General features: G+C 62.2%; 20 protein-coding genes. 6 read left to right on the top strand and 14 right to left on the bottom strand.

Annotated features, from left to right (window positions below):
* Nucleotides 1-3 precede the first annotated feature (3 nt).
* Both serS and cysG read left to right on the top strand, forming a co-directional pair.
* Nucleotides 4-1284, top strand: coding sequence for a serine--tRNA ligase (serS, locus tag ACZ445_RS18370; RefSeq protein WP_464707421.1), 1281 nt, complete (start codon nucleotides 4-6; stop codon nucleotides 1282-1284).
* Nucleotides 1285-2679 (top strand): siroheme synthase CysG, encoded by a 1395-nt coding sequence (cysG, locus tag ACZ445_RS18365; RefSeq protein ID WP_179028559.1) that lies wholly within the window; start codon nucleotides 1285-1287, stop codon nucleotides 2677-2679.
* Between the two features lie 104 nt (nucleotides 2680-2783).
* Here the strand turns inward: cysG and ACZ445_RS18360 are convergent, their stop codons facing one another.
* From ACZ445_RS18360 to tusD, 6 genes are all read right to left on the bottom strand, one after another.
* Nucleotides 2784-3779 (bottom strand): glutathione S-transferase family protein, encoded by a 996-nt coding sequence (locus tag ACZ445_RS18360; protein WP_464707420.1) that lies wholly within the window; start codon nucleotides 3777-3779, stop codon nucleotides 2784-2786.
* An 88-nt stretch (nucleotides 3780-3867) separates the two neighbouring features.
* On the bottom strand, nucleotides 3868-4851 hold the full coding sequence (locus tag ACZ445_RS18355) for a glycosyl transferase family protein (RefSeq protein ID WP_464708630.1): 984 nt from the start codon (nucleotides 4849-4851) through the stop codon (nucleotides 3868-3870).
* Between the two features lie 14 nt (nucleotides 4852-4865).
* A complete protein-coding gene (locus ACZ445_RS18350; protein WP_058425457.1) occupies nucleotides 4866-5201 on the bottom strand; it encodes a TusE/DsrC/DsvC family sulfur relay protein in 336 nt (111 codons plus the stop codon).
* Nucleotides 5198-5476 carry a sulfurtransferase complex subunit TusB gene (tusB, locus tag ACZ445_RS18345; RefSeq protein ID WP_179028563.1) on the bottom strand — a complete coding sequence of 93 codons (279 nt, stop codon included), beginning with the start codon at nucleotides 5474-5476 and terminating at the stop codon, nucleotides 5198-5200. The genes ACZ445_RS18350 and tusB overlap by 4 nt, the downstream gene beginning before the upstream one ends.
* Complete coding sequence (gene tusC / locus ACZ445_RS18340; RefSeq protein ID WP_058425455.1) at nucleotides 5476-5826, bottom strand: sulfurtransferase complex subunit TusC; 351 nt, start codon at nucleotides 5824-5826, stop codon at nucleotides 5476-5478. Before tusC ends, tusB begins: the two co-directional genes overlap by 1 nt.
* Nucleotide 5827: 1 nt before the next feature.
* The gene (gene tusD / locus ACZ445_RS18335) at nucleotides 5828-6220 is read right to left on the bottom strand and encodes a sulfurtransferase complex subunit TusD (RefSeq protein ID WP_058425454.1); all 393 of its coding nucleotides are present in this window, start codon (nucleotides 6218-6220) and stop codon (nucleotides 5828-5830) included.
* Nucleotides 6221-6377: 157 nt separating this feature from the next.
* On the opposite strand from tusD, the gene ACZ445_RS18330 reads away from it, so the two are divergent.
* Entirely contained in the window at nucleotides 6378-7541 is a 1164-nt protein-coding gene (locus tag ACZ445_RS18330) for a CaiB/BaiF CoA transferase family protein (RefSeq protein ID WP_464707419.1), read from the top strand.
* Between the two features lie 91 nt (nucleotides 7542-7632).
* Here ACZ445_RS18330 and ACZ445_RS18325 read toward each other — a convergent pair whose 3' ends face one another.
* Both ACZ445_RS18325 and ACZ445_RS18320 read right to left on the bottom strand, forming a co-directional pair.
* Nucleotides 7633-8127 carry a SprT family zinc-dependent metalloprotease gene (locus tag ACZ445_RS18325; protein ID WP_058425461.1) on the bottom strand — a complete coding sequence of 165 codons (495 nt, stop codon included), beginning with the start codon at nucleotides 8125-8127 and terminating at the stop codon, nucleotides 7633-7635.
* Between the two features lie 128 nt (nucleotides 8128-8255).
* On the bottom strand, nucleotides 8256-8858 hold the full coding sequence (locus tag ACZ445_RS18320; protein WP_058425452.1) for a Yip1 family protein: 603 nt from the start codon (nucleotides 8856-8858) through the stop codon (nucleotides 8256-8258).
* A 362-nt stretch (nucleotides 8859-9220) separates the two neighbouring features.
* Here ACZ445_RS18320 and ttcA point away from each other — a divergent pair, with 362 nt between their 5' ends.
* Both ttcA and ACZ445_RS18310 read left to right on the top strand, forming a co-directional pair.
* Entirely contained in the window at nucleotides 9221-10045 is an 825-nt protein-coding gene (gene ttcA, locus ACZ445_RS18315; RefSeq protein WP_058425451.1) for a tRNA 2-thiocytidine(32) synthetase TtcA, read from the top strand.
* Nucleotides 10046-10112: 67 nt separating this feature from the next.
* A complete protein-coding gene (locus ACZ445_RS18310; RefSeq protein ID WP_058425450.1) occupies nucleotides 10113-10784 on the top strand; it encodes a DNA-3-methyladenine glycosylase I in 672 nt (223 codons plus the stop codon).
* A 94-nt stretch (nucleotides 10785-10878) separates the two neighbouring features.
* Here ACZ445_RS18310 and ACZ445_RS18305 read toward each other — a convergent pair whose 3' ends face one another.
* The 3 genes from ACZ445_RS18305 to arsC are packed head-to-tail and all read right to left on the bottom strand — an operon-like array spanning nucleotide 10879 to nucleotide 12234.
* Nucleotides 10879-11286 (bottom strand): DUF2069 domain-containing protein, encoded by a 408-nt coding sequence (locus ACZ445_RS18305; protein WP_179030226.1) that lies wholly within the window; start codon nucleotides 11284-11286, stop codon nucleotides 10879-10881.
* Nucleotides 11270-11884, bottom strand: coding sequence for an NAD(P)H:quinone oxidoreductase (gene wrbA, locus ACZ445_RS18300; protein ID WP_464703913.1), 615 nt, complete (start codon nucleotides 11882-11884; stop codon nucleotides 11270-11272). Before wrbA ends, ACZ445_RS18305 begins: the two co-directional genes overlap by 17 nt.
* Nucleotides 11881-12234 carry an arsenate reductase (glutaredoxin) gene (arsC, locus tag ACZ445_RS18295; protein WP_058425447.1) on the bottom strand — a complete coding sequence of 118 codons (354 nt, stop codon included), beginning with the start codon at nucleotides 12232-12234 and terminating at the stop codon, nucleotides 11881-11883. Before arsC ends, wrbA begins: the two co-directional genes overlap by 4 nt.
* Before the next feature lie 115 nt (nucleotides 12235-12349).
* Here arsC and ACZ445_RS18290 point away from each other — a divergent pair, with 115 nt between their 5' ends.
* The gene (locus ACZ445_RS18290; protein WP_058425446.1) at nucleotides 12350-12811 is read left to right on the top strand and encodes a TlpA disulfide reductase family protein; all 462 of its coding nucleotides are present in this window, start codon (nucleotides 12350-12352) and stop codon (nucleotides 12809-12811) included.
* 139 nt (nucleotides 12812-12950) lie between these two features.
* Here ACZ445_RS18290 and ACZ445_RS18285 read toward each other — a convergent pair whose 3' ends face one another.
* The 3 genes from ACZ445_RS18285 to ACZ445_RS18275 form a co-directional block, all read right to left on the bottom strand.
* On the bottom strand, nucleotides 12951-13355 hold the full coding sequence (locus tag ACZ445_RS18285) for an META domain-containing protein (protein WP_058425445.1): 405 nt from the start codon (nucleotides 13353-13355) through the stop codon (nucleotides 12951-12953).
* Nucleotides 13352-13792: a hypothetical protein gene (locus ACZ445_RS18280; RefSeq protein WP_058425444.1), complete on the bottom strand. Its 441-nt coding sequence runs from the start codon at nucleotides 13790-13792 to the stop codon at nucleotides 13352-13354. The genes ACZ445_RS18285 and ACZ445_RS18280 overlap by 4 nt, the downstream gene beginning before the upstream one ends.
* 71 nt (nucleotides 13793-13863) lie before the next feature.
* The gene (locus ACZ445_RS18275) at nucleotides 13864-14853 is read right to left on the bottom strand and encodes a 2-hydroxyacid dehydrogenase (protein WP_179030225.1); all 990 of its coding nucleotides are present in this window, start codon (nucleotides 14851-14853) and stop codon (nucleotides 13864-13866) included.
* Between the last annotated feature and the right edge of the window lie 3 nt (nucleotides 14854-14856).

The following is a 14856-nucleotide window of genomic DNA, read 5'->3' as shown; positions in this document are numbered from 1 at the left end:
GACATGCTCGATTCCAAACTGTTACGTAGCAACCTTCAGGACGTAGCGGACCGCCTGGCATCCCGTGGCTTTGCCTTGGATGTTGCGCGCATCGAAGCGCTGGAAGAACAGCGCAAGACCGTCCAGACCCGCACCGAAGCACTGCAGGCTGAGCGTAATGCGCGTTCCAAATCCATCGGTCAGGCCAAGCAGCGCGGTGAAGACATCGCGCCGTTGATGGCGGATGTCGAGCGCATGGGCACCGAGCTGTCCGAGGGTAAAGTCGAGCTGGAAAAAATCCAGTCCGAGCTGGATTCGATCCTGCTGGGCATCCCCAACATCCCGCACGAATCCGTGCCGATTGGCGCAGACGAAGACGGTAACGTCGAAGTGCGTCGCTGGGGCACGCCCAAAGCCTTTGATTTCGAGATCAAGGACCACGTCGCCCTGGGCGAACTGAGCGGTGGCCTGGATTTTGAAACCGCCGCCAAGATGTCCGGCGCGCGCTTCTCGCTGCTGCGTGGCCCGGTTGCACGTCTGCACCGTGCCCTGGCGCAGTTCATGATCAACCTGCACACCGGCGAGCACGGCTACGAAGAGGCCTACACCCCGTACCTGGTGCAGGCGCCGGCGCTTATGGGCACCAGCCAACTGCCGAAATTCGAAGAAGACCTGTTCAAGATCAGCCGCGACGGCGAAGCCGACCTGTACCTGATTCCGACCGCCGAAGTGTCGCTGACTAATATCGTCTCCGGCGAGATCCTCGACGCCAAGCAACTGCCGATCAAGTTCGTCGCCCACAGCCCGTGCTTCCGCAGTGAGGCCGGCGCCTCGGGCCGCGACACCCGCGGCATGATCCGCCAGCACCAGTTCGACAAGGTCGAGATGGTGCAGATCGTCGAGCCGTCGACCTCCATGGACGCCCTGGAAGGCCTGACCGCCAACGCCGAGCGCGTCCTGCAACTGCTGGAGTTGCCGTACCGCGTACTGGCGCTGTGCACTGGCGACATGGGCTTCAGCGCCGTGAAGACCTACGACCTCGAAGTGTGGGTGCCGAGCCAGGACAAGTACCGCGAGATTTCGTCGTGCTCCAACTGCGGCGACTTCCAGGCCCGTCGCATGCAGGCGCGTTTCCGCAACCCGGAAACCGGCAAGCCGGAGCTGGTGCACACCCTCAACGGTTCCGGGCTGGCCGTAGGCCGTACCCTGGTGGCGGTGCTGGAAAACTACCAGCAGGCTGACGGTTCGATCCTTGTGCCGGAAGTGCTCAAGCCGTACATGGCGGGCGTCGAGGTCATTCGCTAAATGGAATTTCTGCCGCTGTTTCATAACCTGCGCGGCAGTCGTGTGTTGGTCGTCGGCGGCGGGGAGATTGCCTTGCGCAAATCCCGGCTGCTGGCCGATGCCGGTGCGTTGCTGCGGGTGGTTGCTCCCCAGATCGAAGACCAGTTGCGTGAACTGGTGCTGGGCAGTGGCGGGGAACTGATTCTGCGCGGTTATCAGGAGGCCGACCTCGACGGTTGCACCCTGATCATCGCGGCAACCGACGACGAGCCGCTGAACGCGCAAGTGTCCAGCGATGCCAAGCGCCGGTGCGTGCCGGTCAACGTGGTCGATGCGCCAGCCTTGTGCAGCGTGATCTTCCCGGCGATTGTCGACCGTTCACCCTTGGTGATCGCGGTGTCCAGCGGCGGCGATGCGCCGGTGCTGGCGCGCTTGATCCGCGCCAAACTCGAAACCTGGATTCCGTCCACTTACGGTCAGTTGGCCGGGTTGGCGGCGCGTTTTCGTGCCCAGGTCAAAGGCTTGTACCCGGATGTGCAGCAGCGCCGTGCGTTCTGGGAAGAAGTGTTCCAGGGCCCGATTGCCGACCGCCAGTTGGCCGGGCAGGGCGATGAGGCTGAGCGCCTGCTGATCGAGAAGGTCAACGGCGCGCCACCTTATGCGCCGGGCGAGGTTTATCTGGTGGGCGCGGGGCCGGGAGATCCCGACCTGCTGACCTTCCGTGCCCTGCGCCTGATGCAGCAAGCCGACGTGGTGCTGTATGACCGCCTGGTTGCACCCGCGATTCTCGAACTGTGCCGCCGGGATGCCGAGCGCATCTATGTCGGCAAACGTCGCGCCGACCACGCCGTGCCGCAAGACCAGATCAACCAGCAGTTAGTAGACCTGGCCAAGCAGGGCAAGCGGGTGCTGCGCCTCAAGGGTGGCGATCCGTTCATCTTTGGTCGTGGCGGCGAAGAGATCGAGGAACTGGCCGCCCATGGCATCCCGTTCCAGGTGGTGCCGGGGATCACGGCCGCCAGCGGTTGCGCGGCATATGCCGGGATTCCGCTGACCCACCGCGACTATGCGCAATCGGTACGCTTTATCACCGGGCATTTGAAGAACGGCACCTCGGACCTGCCCTGGCATGACCTGGTGGGACCTTCGCAGACCCTGGTGTTCTACATGGGCTTGATCGGCTTGCCGATCATCTGCGAACAGCTGATCAAGCACGGGCGTGCACCCGACACCCCCGCAGCGTTGATCCAGCAGGGCACCACGTCCAATCAGCGCGTGTTCACCGGCACCCTGGCCGATTTGCCACGCATGGTGGCGGAGCATGAAGTGCATGCGCCGACACTGGTGATCGTCGGTGAAGTGGTGGTGTTGCGCGAGAAGCTGAAGTGGTTTGAGGGCGCGCAGTCCCAGGTCTGAACCTTGAAAGCATCGGGGGCAAGCCCCCTCCCACATTGGAGTGCATTCGAGTGTGGGAGGGGGCTTGCCTCCGATGAGGCCCTAAAAGCCAGCCAATACGTGGATCAGTTCCACACGCCTTTGCCAATCAATTGTTGCCGATCGTGCTGTTCATCAAAGCCCTGCAACGGCCCCTTCGGCACAATGCCCGTCGGGTTGATCGTACGATGACTGGCATAGTAATGCCCCTTGATGTGCGCAAAATCCACGGTCTCGGCCACTCCAGGCCACTGATACAGCTCCCTCAACCAATTCGACAATTTCGGATAGTCCGCAATCCTGCGCAAATTGCATTTGAAGTGGCCGTAATACACCGCATCAAAGCGAATCAGCGTGGTGAACAGCCGCACATCCGCCTCGGTCAGGTATTCACCGGCCAGGTAACGATGATCGCTCAAGTGTTGTTCCAGATGATCCAATTCGGCGAACACATCATCAAACGCACTTTCATACGCTTGCTGTGAGGTGGCGAAGCCTGCACGGTATACGCCGTTGTTCACCGCCGGATAGATCCGCTCGTTCAACGCGTCGATGGTCGTGCGCAGCGGCTCGGGGTAGAAGTCCAGGGTGTTGCCGGTCAGGTCGTTGAAGGCGCTGTTGAACATGCGGATGATCTCCGCCGACTCATTGCTCACGATGCGCTTGAGCTTTTTGTCCCACAGCACCGGCACTGTGACGCGCCCGGTGTAATCGGCGGTGTCGGCGGTATAGCGCTGGTGCATGAAGTCGAAATCATCCAGCTTGTCGCCGGTGGAGCCGTAGGCCTTGTCGAAGGTCCAGCCGTTTTCCAGCATCAGCCAACTGACCACCGACACGTCGATCAGGCTTTCCAGGCCCTTGAGCTTGCGCAGGATCAACGTGCGATGGGCCCACGGGCAGGCCAGGGACACGTAGAGGTGGTAGCGACCGGCCTCGGCCTTGAAGCCGCCTTCGCCACTCGGGCCGGGCGCGCCATCGGCGGTGACCCAGTGGCGGCGTTGCGCCTGTTCGCGCTGAAACGCGCCGTCCGCGCTACTTTCGTACCACTGGTCTTTCCAGTGTCCTTCGATCAGCAAACCCATGACTGGCTCCTTGGCTAATAAGCGTTGGAGCCCAGTCTAAAGGGATGAGTTCGAACTAAAAGCGCAAAGTCCGGGGGGTAATGATCGATTAAATCGATTTGTCCCGTGCCGCCCAGTACTGCTGGGCCAATTCAAAGGCCTGTTCCCGTGGGTGACCCAAGCCGCGCAGGGCCAGGGCCATGGTGGCGATCAGTGCCAATTGCGGGTAGCTGTCCTCGACGTCACCGCGCCACACGGCTTTCAGGTGTTCGGGGTCGAGGGTGGCCGGCTTGACGTGGCGCTGGGCGGAGAGGGCGGGCCATTCTTCGTCCCAGCTTTCGCCGCCGGTGGTGCCGTACAGATGGCTGAGGGTGTCAGGGTTGATCTCGACTTCACCGCCATCACCCTTGACCACAATCACGTTGTCACCGAGAAGCCTGCTGGCATCGCGGTGCACGCCCTGGTAACCCGGATGGAAAATGCTTTGCAGGCCCAGGCGCGCATTCAGCGGGTTGAGCAGGCGCGCCAGGGAGTGGATCGGCGAGCGCAGGCCCAGGGTGTTGCGCAGGTCGATCATGCGTTGCAATTGCGGCGCCCAGTCGCCCAGGGGGATAAAGGCCAGGTTGCCGTGTGCATAAGCGGCCTCGACCTGCTGCCAGTTGCGGCACAGCGGGATCTGCAAACCCTCCAGCAATTGCTCGGTGTACAGCCGTCCCGCCGTGTGGGCGCCGCCGCCGTGCATCAGGATGCGCACGCCGTTTTGCGCCAGGCACTTGGCCGCCAGCAGGTACCACGGCAGGTGGCGTTTCTTGCCGGCGTAGGTCGGCCAGTCAACGTCCACATTCAGCGCCGGGGCGTCCAGGCGTTCGCGCACAGCTTCGGTGAAACCGGCCAGTTCTTCCGGGCTTTCTTCCTTATGGCGCAGCAGCATGAGGAAGGCGCCGAGCTGGGTGTCCTCGGCTTTTTCGTCGAGCAGCATGCCCATGGCTTCGCGGGCTTCCTCGCGGGTGAGGTTGCGCGCACCGCGCTTGCCTTTGCCCAGGATGCGCACGAACTGTGCAAACGGGTGCTCGGCAGGGGTTTCAAGGGTCAGCGGGGCAAAGTCGGTCATAAGCAATTCGTCGGCCTGGGCAGGCCCGCCAGCTTGGCGGCGAGTTTGGCGGGAGTGCCGTTGAACAGTTTGTTGAGGTGCAGGCTGTTGCCCTTTTCCGGGCCCAGCTTCAAGGCGGTGTACTTGATCAGCGGGCGCGTGGCGGGTGACAGCTGGAATTCGGCATAGAACTGGCGCAGCAGTGTGAGGATTTCCCAATGGTCTTTGGTCAATTCCAGGGTTTCGGCGGCGGCCAGGGCGTTGGCGACTTCCTCGGACCACGCGTTCAGGTCGACGAGGTAACCATCCTTGTCCAGTTCCAGGCTGCGAGTGCCTACGGTCAGGGTGTTCATAGCCAGCTGTTGACCTTGTCGTAGTCGAGCGACAACTGCACGAAGCCTGGGTAGTCCACGCTGTCGGCCCAGTCGGGCAGTGGCAGGTTGCGCGCCTGCATGTCTTCGGCCAGTACAAACACCTTCACGCCTTTGGTGTGCAGCGCCGCGTTGTGCAGCCCGTAGGCGCCGTCGCCGCAGAGCAGGATGGCGTCATTAACGCCACAGATACGCAGGCAGCTGTCCAGGCGGCTATCGGTGAACGGGGAGTGGGAAACCACATGTAGAGTCGACATCAGAGGGTTATCACCTGGTCGTAACGGTCAATCAACTGGGAGATCGCTGCGCTGTCCAGCGGCTGTGCGCTGGCGGGCGTCGTGAGGCCACGCTCGGCCAGGCTATGGCTGCAGGCGAATACCTCGTCGATACCGAACAGGCTCAGCGCTTGCAGGTTGGCGCCGAGGTCCTTTTGTTGCACGGCCTTGGCGTCCTGGTGCGGCGCCAGCTGGAACACGCCGTCGTCGAGGAACAGCAGGCCAATGGGCAGATCGAACGCGCCCCCGGCCAGCACGATGTCCAGCGCTTCGCGGGCGCTGGGGCCGGACCACGGCGCTTGGCGGCTGATGACCAGCAAGGATTTGGACATGTCACGGCCCTCCAAAACAGATCAGGCGGTCGGCGGCCTGGGCGGCGTCATGCAATTGCCCCAGGCCCGACAGCTCCCACGGCGCATCGAGGTTGACCGCGCTGCGTTGGTAGCGCGTGGCTTCCTCCTGGTTGAGCACGCCACGGCGCAAGGCGGCGGCGATGCATACCACGCTGTCGAGTTGATGCGTGCTGACAAACTCACGCCATTGGCGGGCGATGTCCTGCTCATCCTGGGGCGCGACGATGGAATTGGAGGCGCTGTAGACGCCGTCCTGATAGAAAAACAGCCGCACAATCTCATGCCCGCCGGCCAGCGCCGCCTGGGCGAACAGCAGGGCGCGGCGCGAGGAGGGCGCGTGGGCGGCACAAAACACTGCAATCGCAAACTTCATGGAGCACTCTGCAAGTAAACGTGGGCCAATGATAAAGCCGCCGCCACGAAAAAGCCCGCCGTGATCAAAACGGTCACTGTCGGTGACCGTTCCGGCGATTGCCGACAGGTGCAAGGCTGCCTAGTCTGTGGGCATTCAAAACCGAAATGGAGTGCCCATGTCAGGTCCCTTGGCGTCCCTCAAAGTGCTGGATTTTTCCACCTTGCTGCCTGGCCCGTTCGCGTCGCTGATGCTGGCGGACATGGGCGCCGAGGTGCTTCGCATCGAGTCACCCACGCGCAAGGACCTGTTGCGCGTCCTGCCACCCCACAACCAGGGCACGTCGGCCAGCCACGCCTATCTCAATCGCAACAAGCGCAGCCTGGCGCTGGACCTCAAGCAGGCCGAGGCGCTGGAGATTGTTCGGGCGCTGGTCAAGGACTACGATATCGTCCTTGAACAATTCCGACCTGGAGTGATGGAGCGCCTGGGCTTGGGCTATGAGGCGTTGAAGGCGATCAATCCCCGACTGATTTATGTGTCGATCACCGGCTACGGCCAGACCGGCCCATATAAGGACCGCGCCGGGCATGACATCAATTACCTGGCGCTGGCCGGAATCGCCAGTTACACCGGGCGCCGGGACAGCGGGCCGTTGCCACTGGGCGTGCAGTTGGCGGATGTGGGCGGGGGCTCGCTGCATGCGGTGGTGGGGTTGCTGGCGGCAGTCATCGCCCGGCAGCAGAGCGGGGTCGGCCAGTATCTGGATGTGAGCATGACCGATTGCTCGTTCAGCCTGAACGCCATGGCCGGCGCGGGTTACCTGGCGTGTGGGGTGGAGCCGGAGCGGGAGAGTCATGTGCTCAATGGCGGCAGCTTTTACGATTACTACCGCTCGCGGGACGGGCGTTGGATGTCGGTGGGCAGCCTGGAGCCTGGGTTTATGCAGCCGCTCTGTGACGCCCTGGGTCGACCGGAACTGGCGGCGCTGGGCCTGTCGCCCGCACTCGGGCCGGCGCTGCAGGTTGAGTTCGAGAAACGCAGCTTTGCTGAGTTATGTGAGTTGTTTGCCGGGGTGGATGCGTGTGTGGAGCCGGTGTTGAGCCTGAGTGAAGCGGTGGAGCATCCGCAGTTAAGGGCGCGGGCTTTGGTCCGCCAGGTACCGAGGGGCGATGGTTCGACCCAGGCGCAATTGGCCTGCCCGCTAAAGTTCTCCGAGGGGCTGCCTGAGCCCAGGCATATTGGCGCCGCCGTTGGGGCGCACAGTGATGAGGTGCTGGCGGAGTTGGGGTTCAGTATTCAGCGGATAGAGGCTTTGCGTCGGGCCAAGGTAGTCGGGTGACTGGGCCGGCGCCATCGGGAGCAAGCTCCCTCCCACATTTGGTCGGCGGCGCGGTCACTATGTGGGAGGGGGCTTGACCCCGATGAGGGCCTCACTCCACCCGGGTTTCGCCGGTAAACACCAAGGTCTGCCGGCACCGCCGACACAAATACCTTCGACCCTGGGCCACCATGCCATGGCGTTGTGACGAGAACGGAAAGTCACTGTCCGCACACGGGCATCGGTAGATATAGCGAGTGACCTGGCGGCGCTTCACGGCATACGTGTGGCAGCGGTCCGGCGGCAGTTCGTAGACCCCGCGCATGATCAATTGCCATTCCTCGCCGTGGGGCTGGATGCGTTCGCCGAACAATTGGTGGGCAATCAGGTGCGCCACTTCATGGGCCACGGTCTGCTTCAGGAAATGTTGGCTGTTTTCACGGTACAACTGTGGGTTGAAGCGCAGCAGGTTCTCGTGCAAATGCGCGACACCGGCCTTCTGGCCCCGCAGCTTGAGGCTGACCTGGGGGCGTTTGAAGCTTCGTTTGAAAAAGGATTCGGCTAGCAGGAAACAATCTTCGACGCGGGTATTGAGTTGCTCGGGCATGCTGTACATATCTCCAGAGACCTCCAGTATGCCGCAAAGCTGGGTGTTTCCGAATCTGTCAGGCGCCGAATGGTCATGCATGATGCACAAAGCCACCTTGCGGTGGCTTTGCCTGGGTTTTTTTCCGCTCAGTTGGTGTAGATGGGGCCTACGCCCAGGCCCCAGACGATCACGGTAAAGGCCATGATCGCTACCAGTACCACCAATCCTACCGCCAGTATGGAACTGGAAAACAGGAAGCCTTCATCCGGATCGATGTTCATAAAGGTCGGCACGCCAACGTATAGCAGGTACACCGTGTAACAGATGGCCGCCGTGCCCACCACCATGCCCAGCCACATATGCGGGTAGAGCGCCGCCAGCCCGCCGATGAACAGCGGTGTCGCCGTGTAGGTGGCAAATGCGACGCAGCGTGCCATGCTGGGATTGGCGTCGTAGGTGCGCGCCATCCAGTGAATGAACGCGCCCATCACCGCCACGCCGGCGAGCATCGCGGCATAGGACATGATGGTCATCCACAAGGCACTCTCCTGAGTCAGCATCACCGGCGCGCGGTTTCCGATGACCCAGCCGACCTGGGTGGTGCCGATGAACGCTGAAACGGCGGGAATCGCCGCAAGAATCAGGGTATGGGTGAGGTACATGTGGCCGATGCTTTCTTCTTTATCGCCACGGATTTCCCGCCATTCCTGGTCGGGATGGGTAAAAAGCCCCACGACGTGATGGATCATGCCAGTCACTCCTGTCGTTATTGCCATCGCCCCCCATCGGAGCGCCCACGGGCCAAATGGCCTCAAAGGTCCTGGATAGCTGTGCGACCTCTAGTCGCAGTATAGGAAGGGATAGCCTGAATAACTGTAGGGCCATTAGAGCAAATTGCGCTGTAAACGTTGGCCCTAATCGCGCTGAGGTCTTTTGACTGGAGCGCGGATCATTGTGGGAGGGGGCTTACCCCGATAGCGTTGTGTCAGCTATCAATGAGGCGCTGGGACGCCGCAATCGGGGGCAAGCCCCCTCCCACATTGGAACTCGGTGATTCTTACCGGTAAAATGCTGCGCTTTTCGTCAAACACCTCTAGCGGATCCAAGCGCCATGGGCACTCTTACGGTCAACCAGAACAAACTGCAAAAACGCCTGCGTCGCCTGGCCGGTGAAGCGGTCGCCGATTTCAACATGATCGAGGACGGCGACAAGGTCATGGTCTGCCTCTCCGGCGGCAAAGACAGCTACACCATGCTCGACGTGCTGCTGCACCTGCAAAAGGTCGCGCCGATCAAGTTCGAGATCGTTGCCGTCAACATGGACCAGAAACAACCGGGTTTCCCTGAGCATGTGTTGCCGGCCTACCTCAAGGAGCTGGGCATCGAGTATCACATTGTCGAGAAAGACACCTATTCGGTGGTCAAGGAGCTGATTCCGGAGGGCAAGACCACCTGCTCGCTGTGCTCACGCCTACGCCGTGGCACGCTGTACACCTTCGCCGATGAGATCGGCGCGACCAAAATGGCTCTGGGGCACCATCGCGACGACATCGTCGAGACGTTCTTCCTCAATATGTTCTTCAACGGCTCGCTCAAGGCCATGCCGCCCAAGCTGCGTGCCGATGACGGGCGCAACGTGGTGATCCGCCCGCTGGCGTATTGCAACGAGAAAGACATCCAGGCCTACTCCGACTTCAAGCAATTCCCGATCATCCCGTGCAACCTGTGTGGCTCCCAGGAGAACTTGCAACGCCAGGTGGTCAAGGAAATGCTGCTGGACTGGGAGCGCAAGACCCCGGGCCGCACCGAAAGCATCTTCCGCAGTCTGCAGAACGTGATCCCGTCGCAACTGGCCGACCGTAACTTGTTCGACTTCACCAGCCTGAAAATTGATGAGACCGCCGCGTCGCGCTTCGTCAATGTTGTGAACCTCTGAGACGAATCAACGCTCTGACAAACGGCGCTCGCGGGCGCCGTTTTCAATTCAATTGCCAGGAGAGGGCATGCGCGATTACAAGTGGCTGCACGAATATTGTCTGAACCGCTTCGGTTCGGCGGCCGAGCTGGAAGCCCATCTGCCTACACCCAAGACCCCGGCGCAATTACGCAAGATCAGTGATGATCGCTACCTGTCGACCCTGGCGTTGCGCGTGTTTCGTGCAGGCTTGAAGCACAGCGTGGTGGACGCCAAGTGGCCGGCGTTCGAAAAGGTGTTTTTCGGCTTCGACCCGGAAAAAGTCGTACTGATGGGCGCCGAGCACCTGGAGCGGCTGATGCAGGACACCAGCATCATCCGCCACCTGGGCAAGCTCAAGAGCGTGCCGCGCAACGCGCAGATGATCCTGGATATCGAGCAGGAGAAGGGCAGCTTCGGCGCGTTCATCGCTGATTGGCCGGTGACCGATATCGTCGGGCTGTGGAAATACCTGAGCAAGCACGGCCACCAGCTCGGTGGGCTGTCCGCGCCGCGCTTTTTGCGCATGGTCGGCAAGGATACCTTTGTACCGAGTGATGACGTGGTGGCGGCGTTGAACGCACAGAAGATCGTCGACAAGGCACCGACCAGCCTGCGCGACCTGGCGACGGTGCAGGGCGCGTTCAACCAGTGGCACGCCGAGAGCGGGCGGCCGATGTGCCAGTTGTCGATGATGTTGGCGTATACCGTCAACCATTGAGGCCGAGATGATGCCATCGGGGGCAAGCCCCCTCCCACATTTGATAGGCGGTGCGATAAAAGTGTGGGAGGGGGCTTGCCCCCGATGAGGGACTTCAGGCCGCTGCCAGCCGCCGGTTCAGCTGATGCCGCCAGCGCACATACAGCAGGGCCGTGCAAAACACCGCCAGGCTCGCCAGCATCTCCAGCACCCCGAACCACTGCCGGTTCGGGTCATACGCCGCCAGCGCGCCCTTGATGAAATACAGGTTCACCACAAAGCACATCCATGAGTGGCCGCGCGCGCTGCCCAGCAGCATGCCCGGTGCCAGCACCAGCAGCGGCACCAGTTCGATCAGCAGGATCACCCACGGCCGTGCGCCGTGCAGATCAGCAACGAACAGGTAGTACACGCAGAGCAACCCCACCAAGCCGAAAAACGCCAGCAGGCTCAGCGCGCGGGCAATTTTGACCCGTGGCTCCAACCACGCCTGGGGCGGCAGGATCTTAGGCTTCCTGGCCACGACCGCCCTCCAGCAGGGTGGCGGTGTTCGCCAGGCGCAGGCCCAAGGCACGGCACAGGGCGATCTCATGCGGGTCGAGCATGCGCTTGCCGTCGGGGCCGGCGTGGTGGCTGGCGCCATACGGCGTGCCACCGCCCTGGGTATCGAGCAAGGCCTGTTCGCTGTAGGGCAGGCCGGTGATCAGCATGCCGTGGTGCAGCAACGGCAGCAGCATCGACATCAGCGTGGTTTCCTGGCCGCCGTGCAGGCTGGCGGTGGAGGTAAACACACCCGCCGGCTTGCCGACGAGGGCGCCGGTGAGCCACAGGTTGCTGGTGCCGTCGATGAAGTACTTGAGCGGCGCCGCCATATTGCCGAAGCGGGTCGGGCTGCCCAGGGCCAGGCCGGAGCAGTGTTTCAGGTCGTCGAGGCTGGCATACAACGCGCCTTCGTCGGGAATGGTCGGTGCCACGGCTTCGCACTCGGTGGAGATCGCCGGCACGGTGCGCAAGCGCGCCTCCATCCCGCCTTGCTCGATGCCTCGGGCAATCTGCCGGGCCATTTCGCTCACCGAGCCATTGCGGCTGTAATACAGCACCAGCACATACGGCGACGTCACGGCAGGATCTCCAATACGTTCTCCGGCGGACGGCCGATGATGGCTTTGTCGGCGGTTTCCAGGATCGGGCGTTCCATCAATTTCGGGTGATCGGCAATGGCGGCGATCAACTGGGCTTCGCTGAGGCTGGCGTCGGCCAGGTTCAGGGTTTTGTATTCATCTTCGCCGGTGCGCAGCAGTTGGCGCGCGCTGATACCCAGCTTGCCGAGCAGCGCCTTGAGTTGCGCGGCGTCCAGCGGGGTTTCCAGGTAGCGTACGACGGTGGGGGTGAGGCCACGGGCCTCCAGTAGCTCCAGCGCACCGCGGGATTTCGAGCAGCGCGGGTTGTGATAAAGCGTCAGATCGGTCATGTGCGGGTCGCATCTTGCGTAAGGTGGCGGGTATTCTACCCGTGCAGCGACCTGTCCTTAAACCGTAAGAGGCGATAGGCCGCAGCCAACGTTCATTTTTGCGAAGGATTACCCCATGACAAGGCGACTGATCGGTGCATTGGCGATCATCACAACCCTGCTGCTCAGCGGCTGCGGTAACGATTACGGCGTTGACCAATATGGCCAGAAGGTAGCGTCCGAACGCTTGGACAAGCAGTGGCTGGTGGTCAACTACTGGGCCGAATGGTGTGGTCCGTGCCGCACGGAAATTCCCGAGCTCAATGCCTTGGCCGAACAGCTGAAGGCGCAGAACGTCGGCGTGTTCGGGGTCAACTTCGACAATGTGCAGGGCGAAGAGCTGAAAGCCGCCAGCGACAAGCTGGGCATCAAGTTCACGGTGCTGGCGCAGAACCCGGAAGAGATTTTCGATATTCCGCGTAGCGAAGCGTTGCCGGTGACTTACATCATCGATGACAAGGGCAAGGTGCGCGAAACGTTGATGGGCGAGCAGACGGCGCAAGGCGTGCTGGCCAAGCTCAAGGCCTTGCGCGGCTAGGGGCTACCCGGAATCGAATGTGGGAGGGGGCTTGCCCCCGATAGCTGTGTGTCAGTCACTCCATCAGTTGACTGTTACACCGCCATCGGGGGCAAGCCCCTCCCACATTTAGCTTCCATCAATCCCTGGATTGGGAAAGTCAGCCTTCTTCGAGCCACAAGCGTATCGGCTTGCCCTCGGCCGGCCAGAAGCGCGTCTGCTCGATCGGCGAGATATCCCAGCGCTGCACGCCTTGCAGGGCCTGGAAGAAGCGGTGTTCCTGCTCCATCAAGGCTTCGGCGCAGAGTTTGCGGGTGCTGCCGATCTGGCCGAAGCTGAGCTTTTTGCCCTCGACGGTGTAGGGCGCGAACCAATGGTTGCAGCCGCCATTGCCGTAGGCGCGGCCATCGGCGCCGAGGGTGACGGTCAGGTGCGCGTAGTCCATCAGCGGCCGTTCACCAATCCACTCCACCACGTAGCTGTGATCCTGCTTGAGCTTGACCGCGTCGCCGGCGCAGCCGGTCAGGCCCGCTCCGAGGGCGGCGAGCAGCAACAGGCCTCTCATCGCGCAGCCTTCTGGCATTTCGGGCAGCGGTGCTTGTCGCCCTCGCTGGCCCAGCCCAACTCGGCGATCCGCGCATTGGCGGCCGGTTGCAGTGGTTCTTTGGTCAGCTTGGTTTCCACCGCAAACTCGAAGTCCAGCACGGCGTCGCAGCTGTCGCAGTTGACCTTCCAGGTGTGAATCTCCAACTCGCCGAACTTCGGCCCCTGGGCCATGGCGACCCACTGTCCCGCCGGGCGGATGGAGTAGCGCGCGTCACCTTCGACGGTGAGGCGCATCGACAGGGTTTTACTGCCGCGCAGGGAGACGATCAGTACGTCGCCATGCTTGATCGAACCACCGTTGCCGGTGACCTGGTAACGGCCCGGCACCAGGGCGCGGCATTCGATCAGGGTGTGTTGCGGGCTTAGCAAACTGAAGCGGAAATCGTGTTCGGCCATGGATCCTCCAAATAGGCGCGGCATCCTATCACGGGTGCTGGCTCATCATGAGCCTGGTATGTGACCGCTGATCATCCTTCGACGAGGTTCTGCGCCCGGCCATCGGCCCACGCGGCAATGTTGGCCAACGTTGTGCCGGCGATGGCGGCCAGGGCCTCGCGGGTGAGAAATGCCTGGTGGGCGGTAATGATCACGTTGGGGAAGGTCAGCAGGCGTGCAAGTACATCGTCCTGCAAGGGCAGGTCGGAGCGGTCCTCGAAAAACAACTGCGCTTCTTCCTCATAGACATCCAGCCCGAGGTAGCCGAGTTGACCGTCCTTGAGCGCCTCGATCAGCGCCGGGGTGTCGACCAGGCCACCGCGACCGGTGTTGATCAGCATCGCACCGGTTTGCATCTGCGCCAGGGAACGGGCGTTGACCAGGTGTTTGCTGTCGGCGGTGAGCGGGCAGTGCAGGCTGATGATCTGTGCCTGGGCCAACAATTCGGGCAGGCTCACGTAGCGTGCACCCAAGGCCTGGACCTGCGGGTTGGGGAAGGGGTCGTAGGCGAGCAATTGGCAGCCGAAGCCGGCCATGATTTTGGCGAAGGTGGCGCCGATCTGTCCGGTGCCGACCACCCCGACGGTCTTGCCCACCAGGTCGAAACCGGTGAGCCCATGCAGGCTGAAATCGCCATCGCGGGTGCGGTTGTAGGCGCGGTGCAGGCGGCGGTTGAGGGCGAGGATCAGCGCGACTGCGTGTTCGGCCACCGCATGGGGCGAGTAGGCCGGTACGCGCACGATGGTCAGGCCCAGACGCTTGGCGGCGGCCAGGTCCACATGGTTGTAGCCCGCCGAGCGCAGGGCGATCAACCGCGTGCCGCCCTTGGCCAACTGCTCCAGCACCGGGGCGCTGAGGTCATCGTTGATAAAGGCACAGACCACTTCGTGATGTTCGGCCAGGGCCACGGTGTCGAGGTTGAGCCGTGCGGGTTGGAATTGCAGCTCCAGGCCAGGCGGCAATGGTTCGCCGAGAAAGCTGTCGCGGTCGTAGGTTTGGCTACTGAAAAGAATCACGCGCATCAA

The organism is Pseudomonas allii (genome assembly GCF_055380095.1).
Note: the sequence above shows the minus strand (reverse complement) of the source record. Positions and strands in the feature narration are given on the sequence as shown.